20 protein-coding genes are annotated in these 18,925 nt (G+C 55.1%); 6 read left to right on the top strand and 14 right to left on the bottom strand.

Going from position 1 to position 18,925, the window contains the following annotated elements; translation table 11 throughout:
• Position 1: 1 nt before the first annotated feature.
• The 10 genes from BN3772_RS14465 to BN3772_RS14510 form a co-directional block, all read right to left on the bottom strand.
• Complete coding sequence (locus BN3772_RS14465; RefSeq protein WP_042200255.1) at positions 2-721, bottom strand: hypothetical protein; 720 nt, start codon at positions 719-721, stop codon at positions 2-4.
• 231 nt (positions 722-952) lie between these two features.
• On the bottom strand, positions 953-1,309 hold the full coding sequence (locus BN3772_RS14470; RefSeq protein WP_042181647.1) for a nucleotide excision repair endonuclease: 357 nt from the start codon (positions 1,307-1,309) through the stop codon (positions 953-955).
• A gap of 62 nt (positions 1,310-1,371) precedes the next feature.
• Positions 1,372-2,550: a nitric oxide synthase oxygenase gene (locus tag BN3772_RS14475; protein WP_042200256.1), complete on the bottom strand. Its 1,179-nt coding sequence runs from the start codon at positions 2,548-2,550 to the stop codon at positions 1,372-1,374.
• Between the two features lie 212 nt (positions 2,551-2,762).
• Positions 2,763-3,605, bottom strand: a complete 843-nt coding sequence (locus BN3772_RS14480) for an EcsC family protein (RefSeq protein WP_042200258.1) — start codon at positions 3,603-3,605, stop codon at positions 2,763-2,765.
• A 233-nt stretch (positions 3,606-3,838) separates the two neighbouring features.
• Complete coding sequence (locus tag BN3772_RS14485) at positions 3,839-4,117, bottom strand: hypothetical protein (protein ID WP_042200260.1); 279 nt, start codon at positions 4,115-4,117, stop codon at positions 3,839-3,841.
• Positions 4,118-4,206: 89 nt separating this feature from the next.
• Entirely contained in the window at positions 4,207-5,619 is a 1,413-nt protein-coding gene (locus tag BN3772_RS14490) for a hypothetical protein (RefSeq protein WP_042200261.1), read from the bottom strand.
• A 187-nt stretch (positions 5,620-5,806) separates the two neighbouring features.
• Positions 5,807-6,583 (bottom strand): class I SAM-dependent methyltransferase, encoded by a 777-nt coding sequence (locus BN3772_RS14495; RefSeq protein ID WP_244444747.1) that lies wholly within the window; start codon positions 6,581-6,583, stop codon positions 5,807-5,809.
• A gap of 263 nt (positions 6,584-6,846) precedes the next feature.
• Positions 6,847-8,814, bottom strand: a complete 1,968-nt coding sequence (locus tag BN3772_RS14500; protein WP_244444748.1) for an FAD-binding protein — start codon at positions 8,812-8,814, stop codon at positions 6,847-6,849.
• A gap of 154 nt (positions 8,815-8,968) precedes the next feature.
• A complete protein-coding gene (locus BN3772_RS14505; protein WP_042200263.1) occupies positions 8,969-9,778 on the bottom strand; it encodes a MerR family transcriptional regulator in 810 nt (269 codons plus the stop codon).
• A gap of 175 nt (positions 9,779-9,953) precedes the next feature.
• Positions 9,954-10,403, bottom strand: a complete 450-nt coding sequence (locus BN3772_RS14510) for a YdeI/OmpD-associated family protein (RefSeq protein ID WP_042200265.1) — start codon at positions 10,401-10,403, stop codon at positions 9,954-9,956.
• 142 nt (positions 10,404-10,545) lie between these two features.
• Between BN3772_RS14510 and BN3772_RS14515 the strand changes: the two genes are divergently transcribed.
• Positions 10,546-11,871, top strand: coding sequence for a UvrB/UvrC motif-containing protein (locus tag BN3772_RS14515; protein ID WP_209443655.1), 1,326 nt, complete (start codon positions 10,546-10,548; stop codon positions 11,869-11,871).
• A gap of 641 nt (positions 11,872-12,512) precedes the next feature.
• Here the strand turns inward: BN3772_RS14515 and BN3772_RS14520 are convergent.
• The gene (locus BN3772_RS14520; RefSeq protein ID WP_042200266.1) at positions 12,513-13,379 is read right to left on the bottom strand and encodes an SDR family oxidoreductase; all 867 of its coding nucleotides are present in this window, start codon (positions 13,377-13,379) and stop codon (positions 12,513-12,515) included.
• 240 nt (positions 13,380-13,619) lie between these two features.
• Between BN3772_RS14520 and nudC the strand changes: the two genes are divergently transcribed.
• A complete protein-coding gene (gene nudC / locus BN3772_RS14525; RefSeq protein ID WP_042200268.1) occupies positions 13,620-14,462 on the top strand; it encodes an NAD(+) diphosphatase in 843 nt (280 codons plus the stop codon).
• Between the two features lie 81 nt (positions 14,463-14,543).
• Here nudC and BN3772_RS14530 read toward each other — a convergent pair whose 3' ends face one another.
• On the bottom strand, positions 14,544-15,131 hold the full coding sequence (locus BN3772_RS14530) for an NAD(P)H-dependent oxidoreductase (RefSeq protein ID WP_042200269.1): 588 nt from the start codon (positions 15,129-15,131) through the stop codon (positions 14,544-14,546).
• Between the two features lie 123 nt (positions 15,132-15,254).
• On the opposite strand from BN3772_RS14530, the gene BN3772_RS14535 reads away from it, so the two are divergent.
• From BN3772_RS14535 to BN3772_RS14540, 3 genes are all read left to right on the top strand, one after another.
• On the top strand, positions 15,255-15,716 hold the full coding sequence (locus BN3772_RS14535; protein WP_042200270.1) for a MarR family winged helix-turn-helix transcriptional regulator: 462 nt from the start codon (positions 15,255-15,257) through the stop codon (positions 15,714-15,716).
• A 108-nt stretch (positions 15,717-15,824) separates the two neighbouring features.
• A complete protein-coding gene (locus BN3772_RS30660; protein WP_157643596.1) occupies positions 15,825-15,980 on the top strand; it encodes a hypothetical protein in 156 nt (51 codons plus the stop codon).
• Between the two features lie 9 nt (positions 15,981-15,989).
• Positions 15,990-16,550, top strand: a complete 561-nt coding sequence (locus BN3772_RS14540; RefSeq protein ID WP_341872573.1) for a C40 family peptidase — start codon at positions 15,990-15,992, stop codon at positions 16,548-16,550.
• 107 nt (positions 16,551-16,657) lie between these two features.
• Here BN3772_RS14540 and BN3772_RS14545 read toward each other — a convergent pair whose 3' ends face one another.
• Both BN3772_RS14545 and BN3772_RS31535 read right to left on the bottom strand, forming a co-directional pair.
• On the bottom strand, positions 16,658-17,518 hold the full coding sequence (locus BN3772_RS14545) for a GGDEF domain-containing protein (RefSeq protein WP_167336672.1): 861 nt from the start codon (positions 17,516-17,518) through the stop codon (positions 16,658-16,660).
• Between the two features lie 29 nt (positions 17,519-17,547).
• A complete protein-coding gene (locus tag BN3772_RS31535; protein ID WP_042200271.1) occupies positions 17,548-18,366 on the bottom strand; it encodes a methyl-accepting chemotaxis protein in 819 nt (272 codons plus the stop codon).
• A 158-nt stretch (positions 18,367-18,524) separates the two neighbouring features.
• Between BN3772_RS31535 and BN3772_RS30665 the strand changes: the two genes are divergently transcribed.
• Positions 18,525-18,925: hypothetical protein (locus BN3772_RS30665; RefSeq protein WP_157643597.1), on the top strand; the 401-nt coding region annotated here is incomplete at its 3' end.

Consider the following 18,925-nt stretch of genomic DNA (forward strand, 5'->3'; position numbering starts at 1 on the left):
TCTATGTATCCCCGTATTCTTCATTACGTTCTGCGTCGGGACTGCCGCTGCTGAAGGGAGCGGTCATCCGGCTGGTAAAATCACTGATCATTCCGGAGAGATACGCCTTCTCCTGCCGTGCTGTCTCGTATTTCTGCTGCAGATGCCCGTTCTCCGTCTCCAGCCGGCTGATCTTCTCCTCCAGCTCAATAATCCGCCTGTGCTTATCCACATGGGCTTCATGATGCTTCTGCATCAGCTTCGCGTACTTTTGCTGCTCCAGATCGAGCGTGCTTTTGAGCTCATCCACCTTCGCTGACATTGTATCCTGGAGCTCACGGAAATCCTCTAATACCTGATCGATCTTCAGATTCTTCTCGGACATCCGCTGCTCCAGCTCCTGAATATCCTTCTCCCGGTCTTCAATGACCTTGTTCAGATTCCGCAGCTCCTTGCCAAGCCGCTCAATATGGCTGCCCGAGTGATTCAGGCGGTCCAAGAGCTCATCATTGCTTGATTCAGCGTGCGCTCTGGCCTGAAGCATCTGCTCTACCGCAAAAATCAAATCCAGCGCCTTCTTGTCCGGCTGTGTCTTGCCAGCAGCGATCAGGCCGGACTGGCTGTCACTCCGGCTGCTGCTATCCGGCTCACCGGCAGATGCTTTCTCCTGCGGCGCCGGCGCTATCCCGGGATTCGGCACCCGTTCTGCCGCCTCTTTTTTCCTGAAAAAAGGACCTGCCATCTATCCATCACCTCAAGATAAAATGTCAAAAAATGTCGAGCATTCACGAGATTATTATAGATGATTTATCCGGTCCGGAAGTGAGCCGAATTGTCTAACTTTACGTTATATATCCAAAGGACTATTTTAACTGGCAAGGGATAATTATCCAAGCCTTTAGTCTGATAACCTCTTTATCGGAAAAGCAAAAAGCGCAGCCCGAAAGGACTACGCTGTCTGCAACTGAGCGGTTTATTTGTAGAGTACCTTCTCCACATTGTATTTCGCTCTGAGCTTGTTCACAATGTACGTTTCGTAAATCTCCCGGTCCACCGGATCTTCGACGATGCAGACTTCAATCTTCGTCACTTCGTCGCGGTGCGGCTTCATTACGGAGACACTATCCTCGAAATGCTTCTTGATCCGCGGTCTAAGCTTTCTGGCCTTGCCCACGAACAGCAGTTCATCCTTATCGTTGTAGAACATAAAGATGCCGCCCGCTTCCCGCGTAATCAGGTGAAAGTCGGTGAAGCCGTAAATATGGCTCAGCACCGGGTTCTCTTGCTTGAATATCGTGACTTCCGGTGCAGGAATGGTAATACTGATCATTTGAGCTCACTTCCCTCTTACATAGGCTAAGATTAAATAGTATCACAGATCAAACAGCCTGACTATTGATGAAAAGGGCATTTCATGGAAGGTATGTCATCGGCAGGGTTCCTGTCCGGTCCCGCATAAGCCGGCTTCTGATAAATCAGGCCCGGGCTGAGGTTAAGCTCCTTCAGCTTGTTATCCTCCCAGATTGGGGTCGAGGATGGTGACATCGGCGGGATCAGCCAATGCCATTTGCCGGACACCTCCCGGCCCCTCTGCTTCTCCTGCTCCTGAAACCGGACAAACTGGTCAGCGGCTGTATGATGATCCACAATGCTGACCCCCGCCTGCTTAAATGAATGCAGTACAGCGCGGTTCAGCTCCAGCAGTGCCCGGTCCTTCCAGAGCGAGGTATTGGTTGAACGGTCCAGCCCCAGCAGCTCAGCCACCGCCGGAAGGCGGTTATACCGTCCGGTATCCCCCAGATTGCGGGAGCCGATCTCCGTCTCCATATACCAGCCGTTAAACGGCGCAGCCGGGTACAGAACCCCGCCGATCTCCAGCAGCATGTCGGACACGACCGGAACAGCATACCAGCGCAGACCCAGCTCGCTGAACCGCCCAATCTCCGGATGGCTGAGCGGCACCTCCTGGACCAGTGCCTCAGGGATTGTGAACCAGCGCGGCGGCTCCTCCCCAATGCTGATAACCAGCGGCAGCACGTCAAAATCGCCCCCGCTGCCCTGCCAGCCGAGCTTGCGGCAGACTGCCGTAAAGGCATCCGAGGCCGGATCGCCGCGGCGGGGCTGTCCGTCTTCCTCCGGGTATCCGGCATACCGGATCAGCTGATGGTTCCAGATCCGGATGGCTGTCTCCGGTTCCCGGCCGCTGCGCAGCACGGTCATTACCGGACGGATACGTCCGCCGTTGCCGGCCCGCTCCAGATGCCGGAACAGCGCTTCCGCCACCTGATGGGCCGTCTCAGCCTGTCGGGCATCTATAACCTCCAGGGTATGCCAGAACAGCCGGCCGATACAGCGGCTGTTATTCCGCCAGGCCATTTTGGCACCGTGCGCAAGCTCTTCCGCTGTATGATGATAGGTTCCCGTCTGTCTGATTTCGTTATGTACTGCTTCTATGCGCTGTTTCAGCTCAGCAGGTGACTTCTCTAATTCACTGTAGCACTGCCGGAGGAAGGATTCAGCCTGTTCCAACTGTGCATGCATGCTTAATTCGCTGCAGGTCTGTATTTCCATAGGGTCCTCTTTCTATAAATAGTGTGAATCTTTCCTGCAATCTTATATGATTATTTACAGGTAACCCGGCTCCGGCCGGTAGGCGGGAAAGGCCTGAGCTTCAGCAACGGTCAATAGACCGCTATAATTATGAACGGAGCCTAATCACTCTGCGTCCGGCTGACTGGTACGCCGGCTGCCCCCTGCACCAAAAGGCAGAGGGCAGCGCGCCATTATTGGTTATCCAGTTCAGCCAGCCTCTCTATAATTCTCCGTTTGCGGTAGAGCATCTGCGCCGCCTCCGCAACATCCTCGAGCGCCTTGCGGTTGGTAAAAGCGCCGAAGAACATTCCGGCAACCGGAACCGTCTGCAGCAGCTTCTTCCAGCCCCAATTATCCCGGTATACCGTGATTACTTCCTTCCAGCCCTGGATTTTGGAGACCGCAGCATTGGTTCCTGCTGTAATATCCCCGTTACCTCCGGCCTGCAGGTTCAGCTCCCGAAGAATTGTCCGCTTGCCGACAATATCGGAAGAGGCGAATTGCATTACTTTTACGGTAAATATCCGTTCGGCCTTATCGGTAGGATCATAGCCGTAGCATAGACCGATCTCCTGAATGACCTTCAGCGACAGCCCCATTATCGCCGGGATATCTGCCGCCAGCGTGAACACACCGCCGAAGCCCGTTGTCGCCCCCTGCACTGTAGCGACATTCCGGCTGCTCCCGCTAAGCTTCTCTGCGGCTGCATCCATAACGGCCAGCGGATAAGGGCCCTGCTCCGGGGCGCCTGCTGACCGGCTGGCAGCCTCCATCAGCTGACCCACCTTACGCCCGGCTACAAGGTAATTCCCCCCGTTCTGAATATAGCTGCCCAGCTCGTCCAGCAGCTTGCCTATCTTTTGATGAATTACCTTCGGGGTAACCTTGTCGAGCAGCTTGAACGGCAGTCGGGTGATCCGGTCCCAGATCATCAGCTTGTTCTGCTCCTTCTCCCATGCAGTGATTCCGGCAAGGGCAGCCAGTAACTCTTCCCGTGTCTCCAGTATTGCCGTAAGCTCCACATTATCCGGCATACAATCCCCTCCTTATTGTTAACCTTTTGCCCGCTGCGGCAGGCTGCGCTGCTGTTGAGGTTCTACGCAGGGCCTGTACCGGCGGTTTCGCATCTCTTAGATGATTAACCGGAATAAGCAGGCTTGAATGCCGGACTGCAGAAACCATCCGGGCTTTCAGAGCCGTTCACAGAAAAAAGACACTCCCGGACCATGCCGGGAATGCCGGAACCCTGCTGCGGATGCAGCCTCAATCAATCCTCAAACGGTCCAGGCTGCTTCAGTCCGGCCAGCCTTTCCTTTTCATCGGCCAGCCTTTCTTCACTCAGCTCCACACCATGTCCGTCAACCGAACCTTCCGGTGCATGGCGGACGGCTTCCTCGGCGTGCTCCAGACTGTTCTCCGCCTGGGCCAGCGTCTGCTCATTCGGGTGGCTGAGCGCCTGGGACACTGCATTATGCAGCTTGGTTACCGAATCCTGCGCCTGATCAACCGTGCTGTTACTCCGCAGGCTGGACTCATAATGTTTCATTCCTGATATTCCCCCTTCTCTCACGCTGTCGTTCCTCTTTAGGATGGATAGGGGGAAGCGTTCTTATGCACCGGGCAAGGCCGTGCAGCTTAGATTAGAAAGATGGCGGTGACCGTCATCGCCGCCAGGCCCAGCAGGACCGGCTTCAGATTGCGCCGGGCCAGCTCGAACGGGCTGACGCCGCAGATGGCGGCAGCGGGGATGAGCGCCCACGGGATCAGGGTGCCGCCGCCGACCCAGATGGCGGCTACCTGCCCAAGGGCGGTCAGTGTGGCGGCGCCGGAATGGATCGCCGCCGCGAACATCTGGGCAATCGAGCCGGCCAGCGAGATGCCGGAGAAGCCGGAGCCGTCGAGACCGGTGATCGCGCCGATCACCGTCAGCGTTACGGCGGATGCTGCGCCGTTCAGCGGCACATGCTCCGCCAGGGCGACGCCGAGGTCGTTCACGATGCCGTGCGAGCCGTCCGGCAGCGCGTTGCCGTACAGCGCGGTGAATGCGGAGTCGCCGAGATAGAAGAACGCGGCGATCGGGATAACCGGGCCAAATACCTTAAAGCCGAAGACGAAGCCTTCAATAAGGTAGGAGGTCGTCTTCTCCAGACCCTGATTACGGTGTGCCAGCAGCGTGGTCACAATCAGAATGAGTACAGCCGTGCCGCCGACAAGCGCTGTCGCATCGCCTCCCTGCAGGTTCAGGACGAACATGCAGATGACATCGAGCAGGAACAGCAGCGGGATGGCGGCAGCCAGCCCTTTGCGCAGCCCTGCACTCATATAGACCGGAGCCGACTCATCCGGTCCGGATGCCGCGAGGTCTGAGGACCCTTTTCCCGTAACAAGTCCGTCTCTCCAGGTTCCGTTCTTCTGGTCCCTGCGCATCATCCAGAAAGCGGTAACCGTAGTCACCAGCCCCATGACAATGACCAGCGGTACACTCGCCTGCATCACACTGGATACCGGAAGGCCGGCCGCATCAGCTGTCAGCTTCGGCGCGCCCTGAATAATGTAATCGCCTGATAAGGCGATGCCGTGCCCGAACAGGTTCATCGCCATCGCCGCCCCGAGTGCCGGAAGACCGACACGGACCGCCACCGGGAGCAGCACAGCACCGACCAGCGCAACCGCGGGTGAAGGCCAGAAGAACAAGGAGGTCACCATCATAATCAGCCCGATGCCCCAGTAAGCCATCGCCGGCGTCCGCAGGAAGCGGGTGAGCGGAGCGACCATCGTTTCATTGATGCCTGTAATGATCAGAATCCGGCTCATCGCCACAATAATGGAGATAATCATAATGGTGCCCATCAGTTCCTTGGTCGCGTAAATGAACGAATTGAATATTCCCGATACGGAGCCGGTTACGGTCGATGTAGCCAGCAGCCCCAAGGCCAAAATCCCGGCCACACAGATCATTGTCGTATCACGGCGCCGGATCAGCAGCGCCAGAATGAATACGATAAAAACCAGATATACATAGTGGATTGCACTTAAATGGATGCCCATTGTGAAGCGCGCCTCCTTTCTTCTATAGCAGAATGGTGCTATATGCTATGCAGAAGGATGGGCTTAGGTTCGCAGGCTCCGTGCCGGTGCGACAAATTTCGAGGGAGTGTGTCTGGTCCGGCGTAATACCGCAGGCCAGGGAGGTGCAGAATAAAACCGCCCCGGAGCCGGAGCGGTCTGAATGACTTTATCTTTTGACAGCAGTAATCATGAACCGGTGTTCCATGCTTCCGATGTAGCCTTCCCGCTCCAGCTGCTGCTGAAGCTGAAGAAGGCGGTCATAGCACTTCTCTACCGAGAAGCCGGGGAATTCCCACTCTATAATCTTGGCAAAATACACCAGCGCCCCGGCATCCCTGAACCGCAGCAGCGGAAAGGCCTCAGCAGCTTCTGTAATCGCAAACCCGCAGCTCCGCAGCTCACTGCAGACCGGCTCCAGGCAAAAAGTATCGTCCGCAGGCGCTGCATCGTCACCCAGCAGAAACGCCGACAACCCGCGGTTGTTCTTTCCTCCGACCTGCTGGGTTATGAATACGCCGCCCGGCTTCAGAATCCGGTGCACCTCCCGGACTGAAAAGGCTTCATGCCGGTTCATAACCAGCTCAAACGAATTCTCTGCAAACGGCAGCTCCTCATCCGAAAACACCGGTCTAAGCTCAATCCCGTGCGGCGGAAGAAGCTTCCTGCACAGCTCCACATTAGGCGGGTAGGCCTCAGTAGCATAAGTACGTCCCTTGGGAGGGGACAGAGAGAGCAGGAATTCTCCGCCCCCTGTGCCCATGTCCAGCAGGTTGCCTGTTGTGCCTCTTATATATGCTCTGACTGCTGCTTCATAATTCCAGGGCAATTGCTCCTCTTCCATCCGTCCGGACAGCGCGGAGAAATCCCATCCCCGGAAGGAGCTCTGCTCCTCCTGCAGCCAGCTTTGCTTCCAATTGTTCATGTCCATTTTGTCAGTTCCCATCGATAATGCCCCTCTCGCATGTGTATGTTGTACGTTCTGCGGATGAGGTGCAGCCGGGGACCGGCCCTGATAACAGTTCTGATTCTTCAAAAGCCCGGCGCGATCCTGTTATCAGATCAGTACGGCTGCACCGGGCAGTTACCTCGTTTAATCACCATCATGACGGCCTCACTTTCGCTAGATAAGCTGATGCTGCATCTTTATAGTAGCATGGAGGCGCAGCAAGGGGGAAGCCTGACGGCTCCCCCCGAACTTATAAGCTATTATTGCCCCAGCGCAGCCGCAGCGGCATCCTCACCGCCCAGACGTCCGGAGGTGAACGAGTAGCCGAGTCCGACACCGTTGCCGACGTAGGTATCATTGTACATTACGCCTTCGGACTCAAGGCCCACTGCGTACAGCCCCTTGACCGGCACACGCTTGTCGTTCAGTACCTGGAATTTCGTGTTGACGATTAGGCCGCCTACTGATCCAAGGTTGTTGATCTCCGCAATTACTGCATAGTAAGGTCCGCTTTCGCCCATCGGCAGCAGATATTCCTTAGCTTTGCCAAATTCGCTGTCCACACCGCTTTTCGCTGCCGCTTCATATTTCGTAAAAGCATCCTTGAACACAGCCGCATCCATACCGGCGTTAGCAGCCAGCTCTTCAATGGTGCTGCCTTTATATCCGTCCCCGTTTGCAGCCATGGAATCAAATACCTTCTCCGCATTCTGCCACGGATTCTCCAGGGTGAACTTGTCCGCGAAGGCTGCATAGAACTCCGGCGGCATTCCCGGCAGACCCGGTGCTTTTACCCCGTTCATCCCCTTGGATGCAAGTGCATCCAGCTGTGATTTGGAGATGATAACCAGATGATAGGCCCCGTTAAAAGCGCTCGTATTCGCCGCAGCCACAGCCGTAAGTGTCGCTGCTTCATCTCTGAATCTGGCCCCCGACGGGCCGACATTCATAAAGGTAGGCAGATAGGTCGTCATCAGCGGATAGCTGGCCTCGAACGGCTCATACTCCGCCTTCAGCTTCTCTGTAGCTCTGGCCAAAGTCTGGTGCAGCATTTGTCCGCCGAAATTATCCGGCACCTTGGCTCCGGCTTCCCAGGCCATCTTCAGGCCTTCCCCGATATTCTGGCCGAGTCCGCCGTTAACCCCTTCAAATCCGAAAGCTTCCTTTACCATTTCTGCGTTGGCGGCGTAACCGCCGGTTGCCATCACAATGCTTTTACCCGTAATCTCCAGGGTCGTGCCGTCAGCCTTCTCAGCTATTACTCCGGTTACTTCACCGCCTGCACCTGTAATCAGCTTCTTGGCTGTGGTCTCTGTAAGGATCTGGCCGCCGCCCTTTTCTACTGATTCAGCCAGCATAGCCCGCAGCAGCTCCTGGCGTGTCTCATAAGCCGGAAGCATATGCAGCTGTTCACCGCCGAAGTTGATAAAGGTTGTAGAATAGCCTTTTCCGGTCAGCCAGTCGTAGGTTTCCCCTGACTTGGTTACATATTGGCGGATCGCCGCCGCATCCACCCGCCAGTGATTATTGACAATCCAGTCGGAGATCTCCTTCTCCACGTTCACCTTAAGCCCGCTGCTGACTGCAGCTGAGGAATTGTAGAATTTCCCCGCCCACGACAGGTTACTCGCTCCGCCGATGGTCGCTGTCTTCTCGATAAGAATGACCTTGGCACCTGTATCCGCAGCCGATACCGCCGCTGATACACCGGATGCGCCTGCGCCTACCACTACTACGTCTGCCGACAGCTGCTCTGTTTTGCCAGCGCCTGCCTTGGCGACTTCTCTGGATTTGAAGGCTGCAACGTCTCCGCCCGCCTGGTTAAGGGCATCCTCTACAGCTGCCAGAATGGCATTGCTGGACTCGGAAGCACCGCTGACCGCATCTACCTTCAGCGTCTGGCCCGTGATGATCTGCTCTCTGATCTTGTCAATGGCCTCTACGCCGATTCCGGCGGTTTCAGTCTGGCTGAGGACCTTAATGTCCGTAATAGTCTGTTTGTCGTCCAGTGTAACTTCGACCTGGATTGTGCCGTCTTTGCCGTCGGCCTCCGCTTTGTAGGTTCCTGCTTTAAAGGAAGCCGGAACCCCGCTGTCGTCTGCCGCCTGCTGCGTAGCCTCGGGTGAGGCCGCCGGCTGCTCTGTTGCCTCCGGGTCCGCGGAGTTGTTACTGCTGCACCCGCCAATGACGGCAAGGAGCATAATCAGACTAATGGATACCCTAAACATTCTTGTTAAGCCTCTCTTACGCACTTTCTTGTTCCCCCTGTCGGTTAACGGCAGTCCGTCTCCTCTCTGCTGAGCTGCGGCTGCCTGATCTTGATGCCCTGAGTCTAAACCTTGGTGCAGCACCAAGGTCAATGAATTAATTGTGAATTTTTTCTCAAACTATAGGGATATTGATTTCCAGATATGTCTTGTTCTCATCCCGCAGCCGCTCTGTGAATAATATCTTGCCGAATATATCACCGCTCACGGTGCAGCCCTGCTCATCTGCATAGTCCAGCATGAACTGGAACGTCTTATGTTCAAGGTAATCTTCATATGAGGTTAGGATTACAGATGAGATGCAGGTATACGGCGGAATGTACTGCATGCTGCCGTTGATGCTTACACCGAGCTTTTGCTGATCCTCTTCAAGCAGTGCCAGCCCCCAGCTGTAATCAAGCTCCCCGCCCCAGCTGATGCTCTGTGCGTCTCCGGTGCGGAAGGAGTAGAAGGTGAACGGCAGCAGATCCATCCAGGCCTGTACCGTCTGTTTCAGATCTTCCTTTTGCAGCAGCTGATTCTTGTCCGTCTGCTCAATCCGGTACATGCCCGGCATCTGCCGGATCCGGCAGGTGTAGAGTGCAGCCTCCAGCCCTGTGAGCCCGTTATGGATGGCATTGATCTTGTCCAGCAGCATCGTGCTCCGCCGGATCTCTTCCTCCAGCTGCAGCTGCGCGGCGTAGATGGAATCCACCACCCGCTCCGCCGGCGCCCCGTTAATCAGCTCAGCCACATTATGCAGCGGAATCTGCATGCTCCGGTACCAGCGGCTCGACAGCAGATTCCGCGCATCCAGGTCATTGAAATAACGGTAATTGTTACGGCAGTCCTTCTCCGGCCTGACAATATCATGCTTCTCATATAAACGCAGCGTATCCGCTGTTATGCCCAGTATGGATGCGAACTCTCCGATCGAATATTTCATAAAAAGCCCCCCAGCTTTGCCGAAATTCTTCTATATTCATATCATTAATGATAATTGGTTGGGCTGGGAGGTTTTGTGGTATTTGTCACAATGCTGAAGTTCAGCCGGCTGAACGCAAAGAAGCAGCCCTGCCCGGGCCGCTTCTTATCAATAATGTATTGTTATGTTGATTCCTTTACTGGTTGCTTCCTTCACTTAGCGTCTGAACGGCCTTCGTGATGCGCCGCTGCCGGGTCTCCGCAGTCTTGGCATCCTCAATGGACAGTACAAACCGCCGCTTGCCGCTGTAAGATAATCCGTCAAAAAACCTCCGGGCCCCAGGCTCAAGGTCAAGCGCTTCAGCAAAATCCTGTGGTACACTCACCTCTCTCGGCTCGTTGTCGTGCACAAGCTCAACCTCAATTTCATCACCGGCGCTGACACCAGCCCCTTTCCGGTTCTCTGCACTGAGCGGGAGCATAAACTGTCCGCCCATTACCGCTACAGTACTGGCATACGTATAACCGTTAACCGTTACTTTGACTGCCGGCTTCTTACCTTGCCCCAAGCTCTCAATGACTTCATCCGGCACGGGAATTCCCGTAGCGGTTTTGCCTCCCAGTATTACTGTTGTCCGGAATTTCATCTGAATCCTCCAGTCCGCTTACGATTGCGAAGATTACTCCCATTGTAGAGCTGCGGCATGTACTTTTCCAGTCGCCTGATACTACAACTCTCGTATATACTTAAAGCTACCAATCTATGCTATAAGCAGAGGTGACTCCTCTATGAATCTCACTGAAAAAGTACACAGCCTCCCCTTATCGCCCGGCGTCTACCTGATGAAGGACAGCCTCGGCCACATTATCTATGTCGGTAAGGCCAAACGGCTGCGCAAACGGGTGCAGTCCTATTTTTACAATAATAAAGGCCATTCCCCCAAGGTCGTTCAGCTCGTCCGCCAAATCAGGGATCTGGAGTACCGGCTGACTGATACAGAATTTGAGGCCTTTATGCTGGAATGCCAGCTCATCAAAGAAATCAAGCCGATGTATAACCGCAAAATGAAAAATCCGCTCGCTTACAGCTATATTTCTGTCCGTGAAGATAAGGGACGCCGCCAGCTTGAAGTCAGCTACGATCCCGGCCCGCCCGGCAGCAAGCTGTCCTTTGGCCCTTATACGAGCAGAAGCACCGTAGAGCGTGCCCTTCAGGGCATTAAGGAGAGCCAGCGGATACTTTGCAGCAGTCCGAATGCCCGGGGCTCCCTCTGCCTCAACCATTCGCTTGGGCTCTGTATCGGCATGTGCGGCGGCGGTGCGGCGCTTGAAGCCTATAATGTTATTATGGACCGGATTATCGCCCTTTTAGACGGCAGCGACACCGGTATTCTCAGTGATCTGGAGCAGCGCATGGCGAAGGCGGCAGAACGGTTTGACTTTGAAGCAGCAGCCAAATACCGCGATTATGCCGGAGCCGTCCAGGCGCTGCTGCAAAAGGAAAAGGTCTCGCGGTTCACCGGCGAGAACAATAATATCGCTGTGCTGGAGCCGATGGACGGGGACAGCATTAAGCTGATTCTGATCAAGGGCGCACAGATTATATACCGTGATACGCTACATTCTCAGCAGCTGGACCGGGCGCAGCTGCAGGCTGCGGTATATGGGGCGATTCGGGTGCAGTTTGCTGCTGCGGGTGCTGCGGGTACGGGTGCAGGCGCAAGTGCAGGTGCAGGTGCAAGTGCAGGTGCAAGTGCAATCAGCCGCCACACAATTGATGAGGCGCAAATTATCTACAGCTACCTCAAAAGCAGCTCCGGCAGCTACCTGATTATCCCGCCGGAATGGCTGGGATCTCCGCCACCTCCCCTGCTGGAAGACGCAGTTGACAAGCTGCTGGCCGGCTGTCTTGAGAGGCAGGCGGATGCTGAACTGCGGGAGGTCGCGGAATTGCCGGAGGACGCGGAGACGCAGGAGGATGCAGAGACGCTGGAGGATGCGGAGACGCTGGAGGATGCGGAGACGCTGGAGGATGCGGAGACGCTGGAGGATGCGGAGACGCTGGAGGATGCGGAGATGCTGGAGGATGCGGAGACGCAAGAGGATGCGGAGTAACCAGCTCGTTTCTTCATGCTGCTATACACCGGGAGCGGGCGCAGGCACATAATGGGTGACTATTAGGTGGATTTTCGCCACTTAAATCCTTGCAAAGTTCTGCAACCGGGCGATTAGATGGAAAATCGCCATCTAAATACCCCCATTTTCCCGCACATGTAGGATATCGGCTGAAACAGATGGAGATATTCCACTTAATGCTTACAAAACCAGAAAAATGAACAAAATAGGTGGCGTTTATCCCACTAATTGTGCCTGCCAAGCCTTTGCCTTGGGGCACAGGATTTTTCCTATACTCCTGCGTCCATCGCGGCTGATTCAACTGCTTAACTGGACTTCTCCCCGTATCCCCTGCGGTCATAGTAACGTTATGCTACTTGGCTAAGATCCCCATCTAGCTGCCTCTGCCTGCAGTCAGAGTGCCGGGTTTTCAGCCGCTAAATGCGATTTATCCCTCTTCCTTGCGGCTAGCCCTCGCTGCGGCTCCATGTTCCCCCCAACTGATACACAACAAAAAAGGCTGCCCCGGTTCATTAACCGGAGGGCAGCCTTTTGGCTATATGGCTTTATATTCATGCTTCCATTCTCAGCATCTTGGCTATGCTGAGCCGGCGCAGGCTTCCTCGGGCACTTCCGCCCTTTTACGCCTGTGCGCCGCTTAGCAGCGCGCTAACACCCTCGCTGAGCGGGGTCTGCGGACGCTGCAGCAGCTTCTCCAGGTCGCCGCTCTCAATATCAAGCGCGCCTTCACGGATTGCCGCCTGGATGGCCACCACAATCGGCAGCGCTGCTTCCGGAACGCCTGCGCTGGCCATAACGCTTGAGTAAGTGGCATCATCCACCTGCTGCACCGGTACTTCCTTGCCAAGTGCGCCGCTGACAACTGCGGCCAGCTCCGATTGGGTAAGCGGCTTGCCGGATAGCTCATAGACCGCATTCTCATGGCCTTCACCGGTCAGGACAGCAGCAGCAGCCTCGGCATAATCGCGTCGGGTTGCCCAGCCCACTTTGCCTTCGCCGGCAGAAGTCAGCCAAGGCGCACCGGCCACTGCGGCCTGAATGGAGCCTGCTTCGTTCTCAAGATACCAGTTGTTGCGCAGGAAGGCATATGGAATACCGGATTCACGGATGAACTCCTCAGTTGCCCGGTGCACCGGTGCGAGGAAGAGGGAGCTTGCATCTGCATGTCCCACGCTGGTGTAAGCAATGAAGCCTATTCCTGCACGCACTGCCGCATCCACCGCCGCCTTATGCTGGCGGATACGTGTATCATTGTCACCGTCTGCCGAGACAATCAGCAGCCGGTCCACACCGGCAAATGCTGCATCAAGGGTGGCCGGCTGATCGAAATCACCATGGCGGACGTCAACGCCCAGCCCCCGCAGGCTCTCTGCTTTCTCCGGATTTCTTACGCTGGCCACCAGGCTGTCTGCCGGTACCTTCTTCAGCAATGCCTCTGCTACAATAGATCCAAATTGTCCGGTTGCTCCTGTGAATCCGATCTTCATTTTACATTCCTCCGCAATCAAAATTTTATTAGAAATACCGTGTATATAGCTTTATTACTGTTTAAATTTCCGTTCTTGTAACTATTGTAGTTACATGTATGCCGATTGTCAACCAGCAACCCAAAAAAACGGACTGCAAGCAGTCCGGAGACGCCCCGCAGCCCGAATATTTGTTAGCCTTTCCGCAGGGTGCTATTCTTACAACATGTACTTATACGAAACAAGAAAGGTTCTGCCCTCATGTCTAAACCTGAAGCATCCATCTATACACGTTACCTTCCGTCTGTTACGCCGGATCCGCAATATACCGGCTCTGCGTACTGGCTGATTACGCATTCCGGTAAGCTGCTAATATTAGAATCGTCTGAACAGACAGCCCTTCCGCTGCTGCCTTCTCTTGACTCGCTTGATGCTGCGCCTGCCCGGACCCTTTATCTCGGCTCCTTTGCCGGCATGCCCTGCTTCGCGGCCGAAGTACCGGCTGATACGCCGGAGCCTGCCGGCATGGCCTTCCGCCCTCTGCGCAACTTGTACGATGTGCTCGACGAGGATGCATTCCACCTTGCCGGAAGAGCGCTGCAGCTGCTGGCCTGGGATGAGACGCATCAATTCTGCGGCAAATGCGGGACCGCAACTGTTCTATCAGGAACAGAGCATGCGCGCAGCTGCCCTGCGTGCGGGCAGCTCTTTTATCCGCGGCTGGCTCCGGCAGTTATAACGGCCATCCTGAAGGACGGCCGGATTCTGCTCGCCCACGCGCCCCATTTCCCGGATAATATGTATGGCCTGATTGCCGGCTTCGTTGAGCCGGGTGAGACGCTGGAGGACTGTGTGGCGCGCGAGATCAGGGAAGAGGTCGGCATTACGGTCAAGAACATTACTTATTTCGGCAGCCAGCAATGGCCCTTTCCGAATTCGCTGATGGTCGGCTTCCTCGCTGAATACGAGAGCGGAGAAATCAGCGTGGACGGGATCGAGCTCGATCATGCCGCCTGGTTCTCCCCGGACAGCCTGCCGAACATTCCGCCGCGGGTCAGCATCGCACGTAAAATCATCGACTGGTATGTGGAGCAGCACAGCTAAGTGCTCTGCAGCCTTTACGGCCGGACAAGCCGCCACGGGAGATAATGCTCCCGCCCGCAGCGCCGCACCTTCAGCCTGTTCCTACCGGACTGCCGTCTTGAAGTAGCGGTAGACCTGCCCAAGCTTGCGCGCATGCCTGCCGCGCGGACTCTCCATGCCGCCGAACTCAAAAAACTTCACCTTACGTATGCCGACATAGCCGAACAGCGCCCGCTTCATCAGGATCTTGTGCGCATTGCCCAGCCACAGCAGCGGGTAATGCGCCGGTCCTTTCATCACCGAAATGCAGACAACCGATTTCCCCTTCAGGAGCCCTTCCGGCAGCATACCGCCCTTATCCTTATAAGCGAAGCCCGAAGCAAACATCTGGTCAATATAACCCATAAGCATTGCCGGAGGCCGTCCCCACCAGATCGGATAGACCAGCACAATCCGGTCAGCCCACAGCAGCTGCTCACGGTATACCGCCAGCTTCGGATCGGAATGCATATCCCGCCGGCGTTTATGCTCATTAAAAACCAGCACCGGATCAAAGCCCTCCGCATATAAATCGAGCACTTTTATTTCATTCACTGCTGCATTATCCCGGCTTCCCCGCAGGACCTCCTGCAAAAAAGCATAGCTCAGACTCTGATGATTCGGATGTGTATAGATAACCAGTGTGTTCATTACAGCACCTCTTTACTTATCATTTGATAACAAAATCCTAGCACAGCAGCGGAATAGTTGTCAAATGATAATTGTTTTGTGATAATCTTTTTGCTATGGTCAACTAGAGGTGATCTCATCGAAATGAACAATAACAACAACAATAACAACAACAGCAATAGCGACAGCCCCCTGTTCGGGCAAATTGTAGCTTTTACAGCAGCGGTGCATCAAGTGGCAAGTGATATAACCAAAGACGTGAAATCCGGTACGCTTACCCCGGTTCAATATAAAATCCTTGAATATATAGCAGTCAGCCAGCCGGTCACACTCAGCGAGATCAGCGAGTGTATGCATATGTCCATGCCCAATACGAGCCGCGAGCTTAAAAAGCTGACCGAAAAGCAGCTCTGTGCCAAAGTTACCGATCCCGCCGACCGCCGCAAACAGGGCATTACCCTCTCCCCCGCCGGTGAACAGATGATGGGCGAGGCTTTCCTGACCATCGGCCGGCGTTTTGAAGAGCGCATTATGCATCTCTCAGATGAAGAACGCAGGGAGATCGGGCTTGCACTGGAGCTTCTGCAGCGGAAGGTTTTTTACTGATTCATCTCTTGCAGAGCAGCAGAATCGGCCCATTATTTTCCACAAAACCATTCTCTTCCGCCAGCGTCCAACTATAGACCCTAAATCTATAGGCAAGGTGATACACACATGATCAAACGTAGTACCGTGCTCCTCTCCCTGCTGATCCTATCCCTATGCAGCGGGGGTGCCGCCCATGCAGCCGCCCCGCCGCTGAAGCAGCCGGTCTCCCAGACCAAGCCTGCCGTCCAGCCCGTTCACATCTATGAAACGGCGGTCCTTTAGGAGGTTACACTGCGGAGCCAGCCCGATGCTGCAAGTGACCCGGTTAAAGAGAAGATGCTCCCTGCCGGGACCAAAGTGCATGTAATCAGCGTAACGGATGCACTCTGGCTGAAGGTACAGACCGAGGATAATCTGACAGGCTACCTCTCAGCCAAGCCGAAATTCACGGACTATACCAGCGCCTCCCTTGTCCAAAAGCAGGCTGCTGCGCTGCTCGCCTACGGCAGGACTTTTAACGGTACTCCCTATGAATTCGGCGCCTCTCCCGGACAGACCGGCACATTTGACTGCTCATCCTTCGTGAAACGCCTGTTTGCGGATATTCTATCCATTGAGCTGCCGCGCGTATCGTATGTTCAGGCTGTGCAGGGCACAGAGATCGGGCTAGATGAGCTGCGTCCGGGCGATCTGCTGTTCTTTACGTCGCGCGGCCTTCCCATCGGGCATGTCGCTATTTATGCCGGAAATAATAAGATGCTGCACACGTACTCCCCCAAGGAGGGCGTCCACACAGAAGCTTTTGACGGCCAGTGGAAGACACGCTTTGTGACCGCACGCAGATTATTCTAGACGCGCCCCGGCAGCATAAAAGCCCTCAGCAGAGTCAGACCGGAGACGGCTGCTCTGTTGCGGGCTTCTTGGCTATTCGCAGTGACGGTATATTGTATATTGTATGATTAGAGCTTCGGGGCAAAATCCAGGCTGTGCATGACCCGGTTTCTTCCGCCTTCTTTTGAAGCATAAAGCGCCTTGTCGGCCCTGTGAAGCAGGGTTTCCCCCGTATCCCCGTCTACAGAGGTCGCAATCCCGATGCTGACCGTAAGACTTGCGGTATCCCAGACGGCAAGCTGAGTCTCCAGCCGCAGGTTCTCTGCCACCAGCCTGGCCTCATCTGCAGCCATATCAGGCAGGATCAGCACGAACTCCTCACCGCCGTATCTGGCAGCCGTATCCTTTTCACGGGAATGAAATCTCAGCAGGCTCCCCAGCTTCTCCAGTACATAATCACCGGTCTGATGCCCGGAGGTATCGTTAATGCGCTTGAAATGGTCTATATCAATAATCAGCAGCGAAAACGGCTCCCCGGTCTCCCGGAACAGCTTCAGCTGCTCACTCAGCATTTCTTCAAAATACCGCCTGTTCTTAAGTCCTGTAAGCTTGTCTGTCGTTGACAGCTCTGCCAGGACAGCATTCAGCTCCATCAGCTCCTGCTCGTAATCAATGCGCTTGCTCATCTGCACCAGTATACAGTCAATGACAGCTACCCCGTCCATGATAAGGCTCCGGCCGTTCATAGAAGCCAGCATACCTATCATAGAGCTGACAGAATGGCCTATAAAAATAAAATCGGTCAGCTGCAGCAGCTCGATAACATCCAGCAAATCCTGTACATACCCGCGGAAGTTCCCGTACCGCTCCGTGCTGTACGCGCTTAAGTCAGAATTTCCCGAGCCTACATAATCAAACAGCACCAGCCGGTATTCCTGCTCAAAGGCCGGTGTGATAAACTGCCGCGTCCAGCCTGTCCTGGGCGGCAATGTCCGCTCAAAGGGCACCGGGCCGCTGCTTACAGCTTCCGGGCAAATTCATTCAGCTTCTCGGACATCTGCTGAATCTCTTCGATAAAGGACGCAATCTGCTCGGAGGTTGCGGCCTGCTCCTGTACAATTAAAGCGATCCGCTCAATGGAGACGCCCATCTGTGAGGTTGCTGTCTTGAAGGCCCCGAGTGTATCCTGAATGGTCCTGGTCGAGCTGACAGTCTCATTGGACAGCTTGCGGATCTCCTGGGCCACCACCCCGAAGCCTCTGCCCTTATCTCCGGCATGGGCCGCCTCAATTGCCGCATTAATGCCCAGCAGATGAGTCTGGCTGGCGACATTGTTTATAAGCGCCACTACCTTATCCGTCTCATTCACCTGCTCGCCGCTTCTTTGCGCAAGCGCAAGCAGCTGCTGGGTGAAGGCTGCCAGCTCACTTGCGCCGTCAGCTACCTGCAGCAGCCGGCTGCTTGCCTGCGAGAGCGAGCCGGCCATCTGATCCGCTATCGTCCGCAGCTCGCGCTGGCGGCGCAGCTGCACTGCAATTCCGCCGATGACCCTGCCTTCCCGGTCATGGACAGGCGTAGCCGTTCCGGTGAATTCGAACCCGTAGAATTCGGCCGGCACCTCTGCTCTAAGCGGCGTATTGCTGCGGATTGCGGCCGTCAGCGGCTCCTCGGCATGCAGGAGCTGCCCCTCCCGGATATGCAGATCTATATTTTCTCCCGGCCAGTAGGCGAGGAACTTCTCCAGATCACAGACTGCAATTGATAAATCGGCGGGAACCGCCGCCTTGATTACAGGGATTGCTGCCATAAGCTGCTCAAGCGAATCAACGTTATACATTGTGTAGCCACCTTTTCCGGTAAATCTGATTTAGCTAATATTTATATAAATTGGTTATAGAGCTGGTACAATCCCTCAAATAACGATTGTATAAATTTTATATAATCATGATTTATATCGGCTGCCGGCGGATTATATTCAAGCGTTGCACGGTGTTTTTGGCTGCTTGCTGTGGCGTAGTACTGCCCAAATTACGGGGACTTAAAGGCGGTCCCGCTTCGCGGGGCGAGACCAAGGGCATTTTTGCCTTTGATTTGGCCGGTTTGGCCTCCCGGAGCGAGATCAAAGGCACTTTTGCCTTTGATTTGGGCGATTTGGCCTCGCGGAGCGAGATCAAAGGCACTTTTGCCTTTGATTCGGGCGATTTGGCCTCCCGGGGCGACTTCAAGGGCATTTTTGCCTTTGATTTGGGCGATTTGGCCTCGCGGAGCGAAATCAAGGGCATTTTTGCCTTTGGTTCGGGCGATTTGGCCTCGCGGAGCGAGATAAAAGGCACTTTTGCCTTTGATTTGGGCGATTTGGCCTCGCGGAGCGAGATCAAAGGCATTTTTGCCTTTGA

The organism is Paenibacillus camerounensis, from assembly GCF_000723885.1.
GTDB classification, from domain to species: Bacteria; Bacillota; Bacilli; order Paenibacillales; family Paenibacillaceae; genus Paenibacillus_AQ; species Paenibacillus_AQ camerounensis.

Coding starts and splice junctions, on each gene's coding strand:
- BN3772_RS14480 (WP_042200258.1), bottom strand. CDS start 3,605: ATGCCGGATAATGTGGAGCTTACGGCAATACTGGAGACACGGGAAGAG.
- BN3772_RS14505 (WP_042200263.1), bottom strand. CDS start 9,778: ATGAAATATTCGATCGGAGAGTTCGCATCCATACTGGGCATAACAGCG.
- BN3772_RS14490 (WP_042200261.1), bottom strand. CDS start 5,619: ATGGGCATCCATTTAAGTGCAATCCACTATGTATATCTGGTTTTTATC.
- BN3772_RS14475 (WP_042200256.1), bottom strand. CDS start 2,550: ATGGAAATACAGACCTGCAGCGAATTAAGCATGCATGCACAGTTGGAA.
- BN3772_RS14470 (WP_042181647.1), bottom strand. CDS start 1,309: ATGATCAGTATTACCATTCCTGCACCGGAAGTCACGATATTCAAGCAA.
- BN3772_RS14485 (WP_042200260.1), bottom strand. CDS start 4,117: ATGAAACATTATGAGTCCAGCCTGCGGAGTAACAGCACGGTTGATCAG.
- BN3772_RS14500 (WP_244444748.1), bottom strand. CDS start 8,814: ATGTTTAGGGTATCCATTAGTCTGATTATGCTCCTTGCCGTCATTGGC.
- BN3772_RS14495 (WP_244444747.1), bottom strand. CDS start 6,583: ATGGGAACTGACAAAATGGACATGAACAATTGGAAGCAAAGCTGGCTG.
- BN3772_RS14535 (WP_042200270.1), top strand. CDS start 15,255: ATGAACAATAACAACAACAATAACAACAACAGCAATAGCGACAGCCCC.
- BN3772_RS14510 (WP_042200265.1), bottom strand. CDS start 10,403: ATGAAATTCCGGACAACAGTAATACTGGGAGGCAAAACCGCTACGGGA.
- BN3772_RS14465 (WP_042200255.1), bottom strand. CDS start 721: ATGGCAGGTCCTTTTTTCAGGAAAAAAGAGGCGGCAGAACGGGTGCCG.
- BN3772_RS14515 (WP_209443655.1), top strand. CDS start 10,546: ATGAATCTCACTGAAAAAGTACACAGCCTCCCCTTATCGCCCGGCGTC.
- BN3772_RS30660 (WP_157643596.1), top strand. CDS start 15,825: ATGATCAAACGTAGTACCGTGCTCCTCTCCCTGCTGATCCTATCCCTA.
- BN3772_RS14520 (WP_042200266.1), bottom strand. CDS start 13,379: ATGAAGATCGGATTCACAGGAGCAACCGGACAATTTGGATCTATTGTA.
- BN3772_RS31535 (WP_042200271.1), bottom strand. CDS start 18,366: ATGTATAACGTTGATTCGCTTGAGCAGCTTATGGCAGCAATCCCTGTA.
- nudC (WP_042200268.1), top strand. CDS start 13,620: ATGTCTAAACCTGAAGCATCCATCTATACACGTTACCTTCCGTCTGTT.
- BN3772_RS14530 (WP_042200269.1), bottom strand. CDS start 15,131: ATGAACACACTGGTTATCTATACACATCCGAATCATCAGAGTCTGAGC.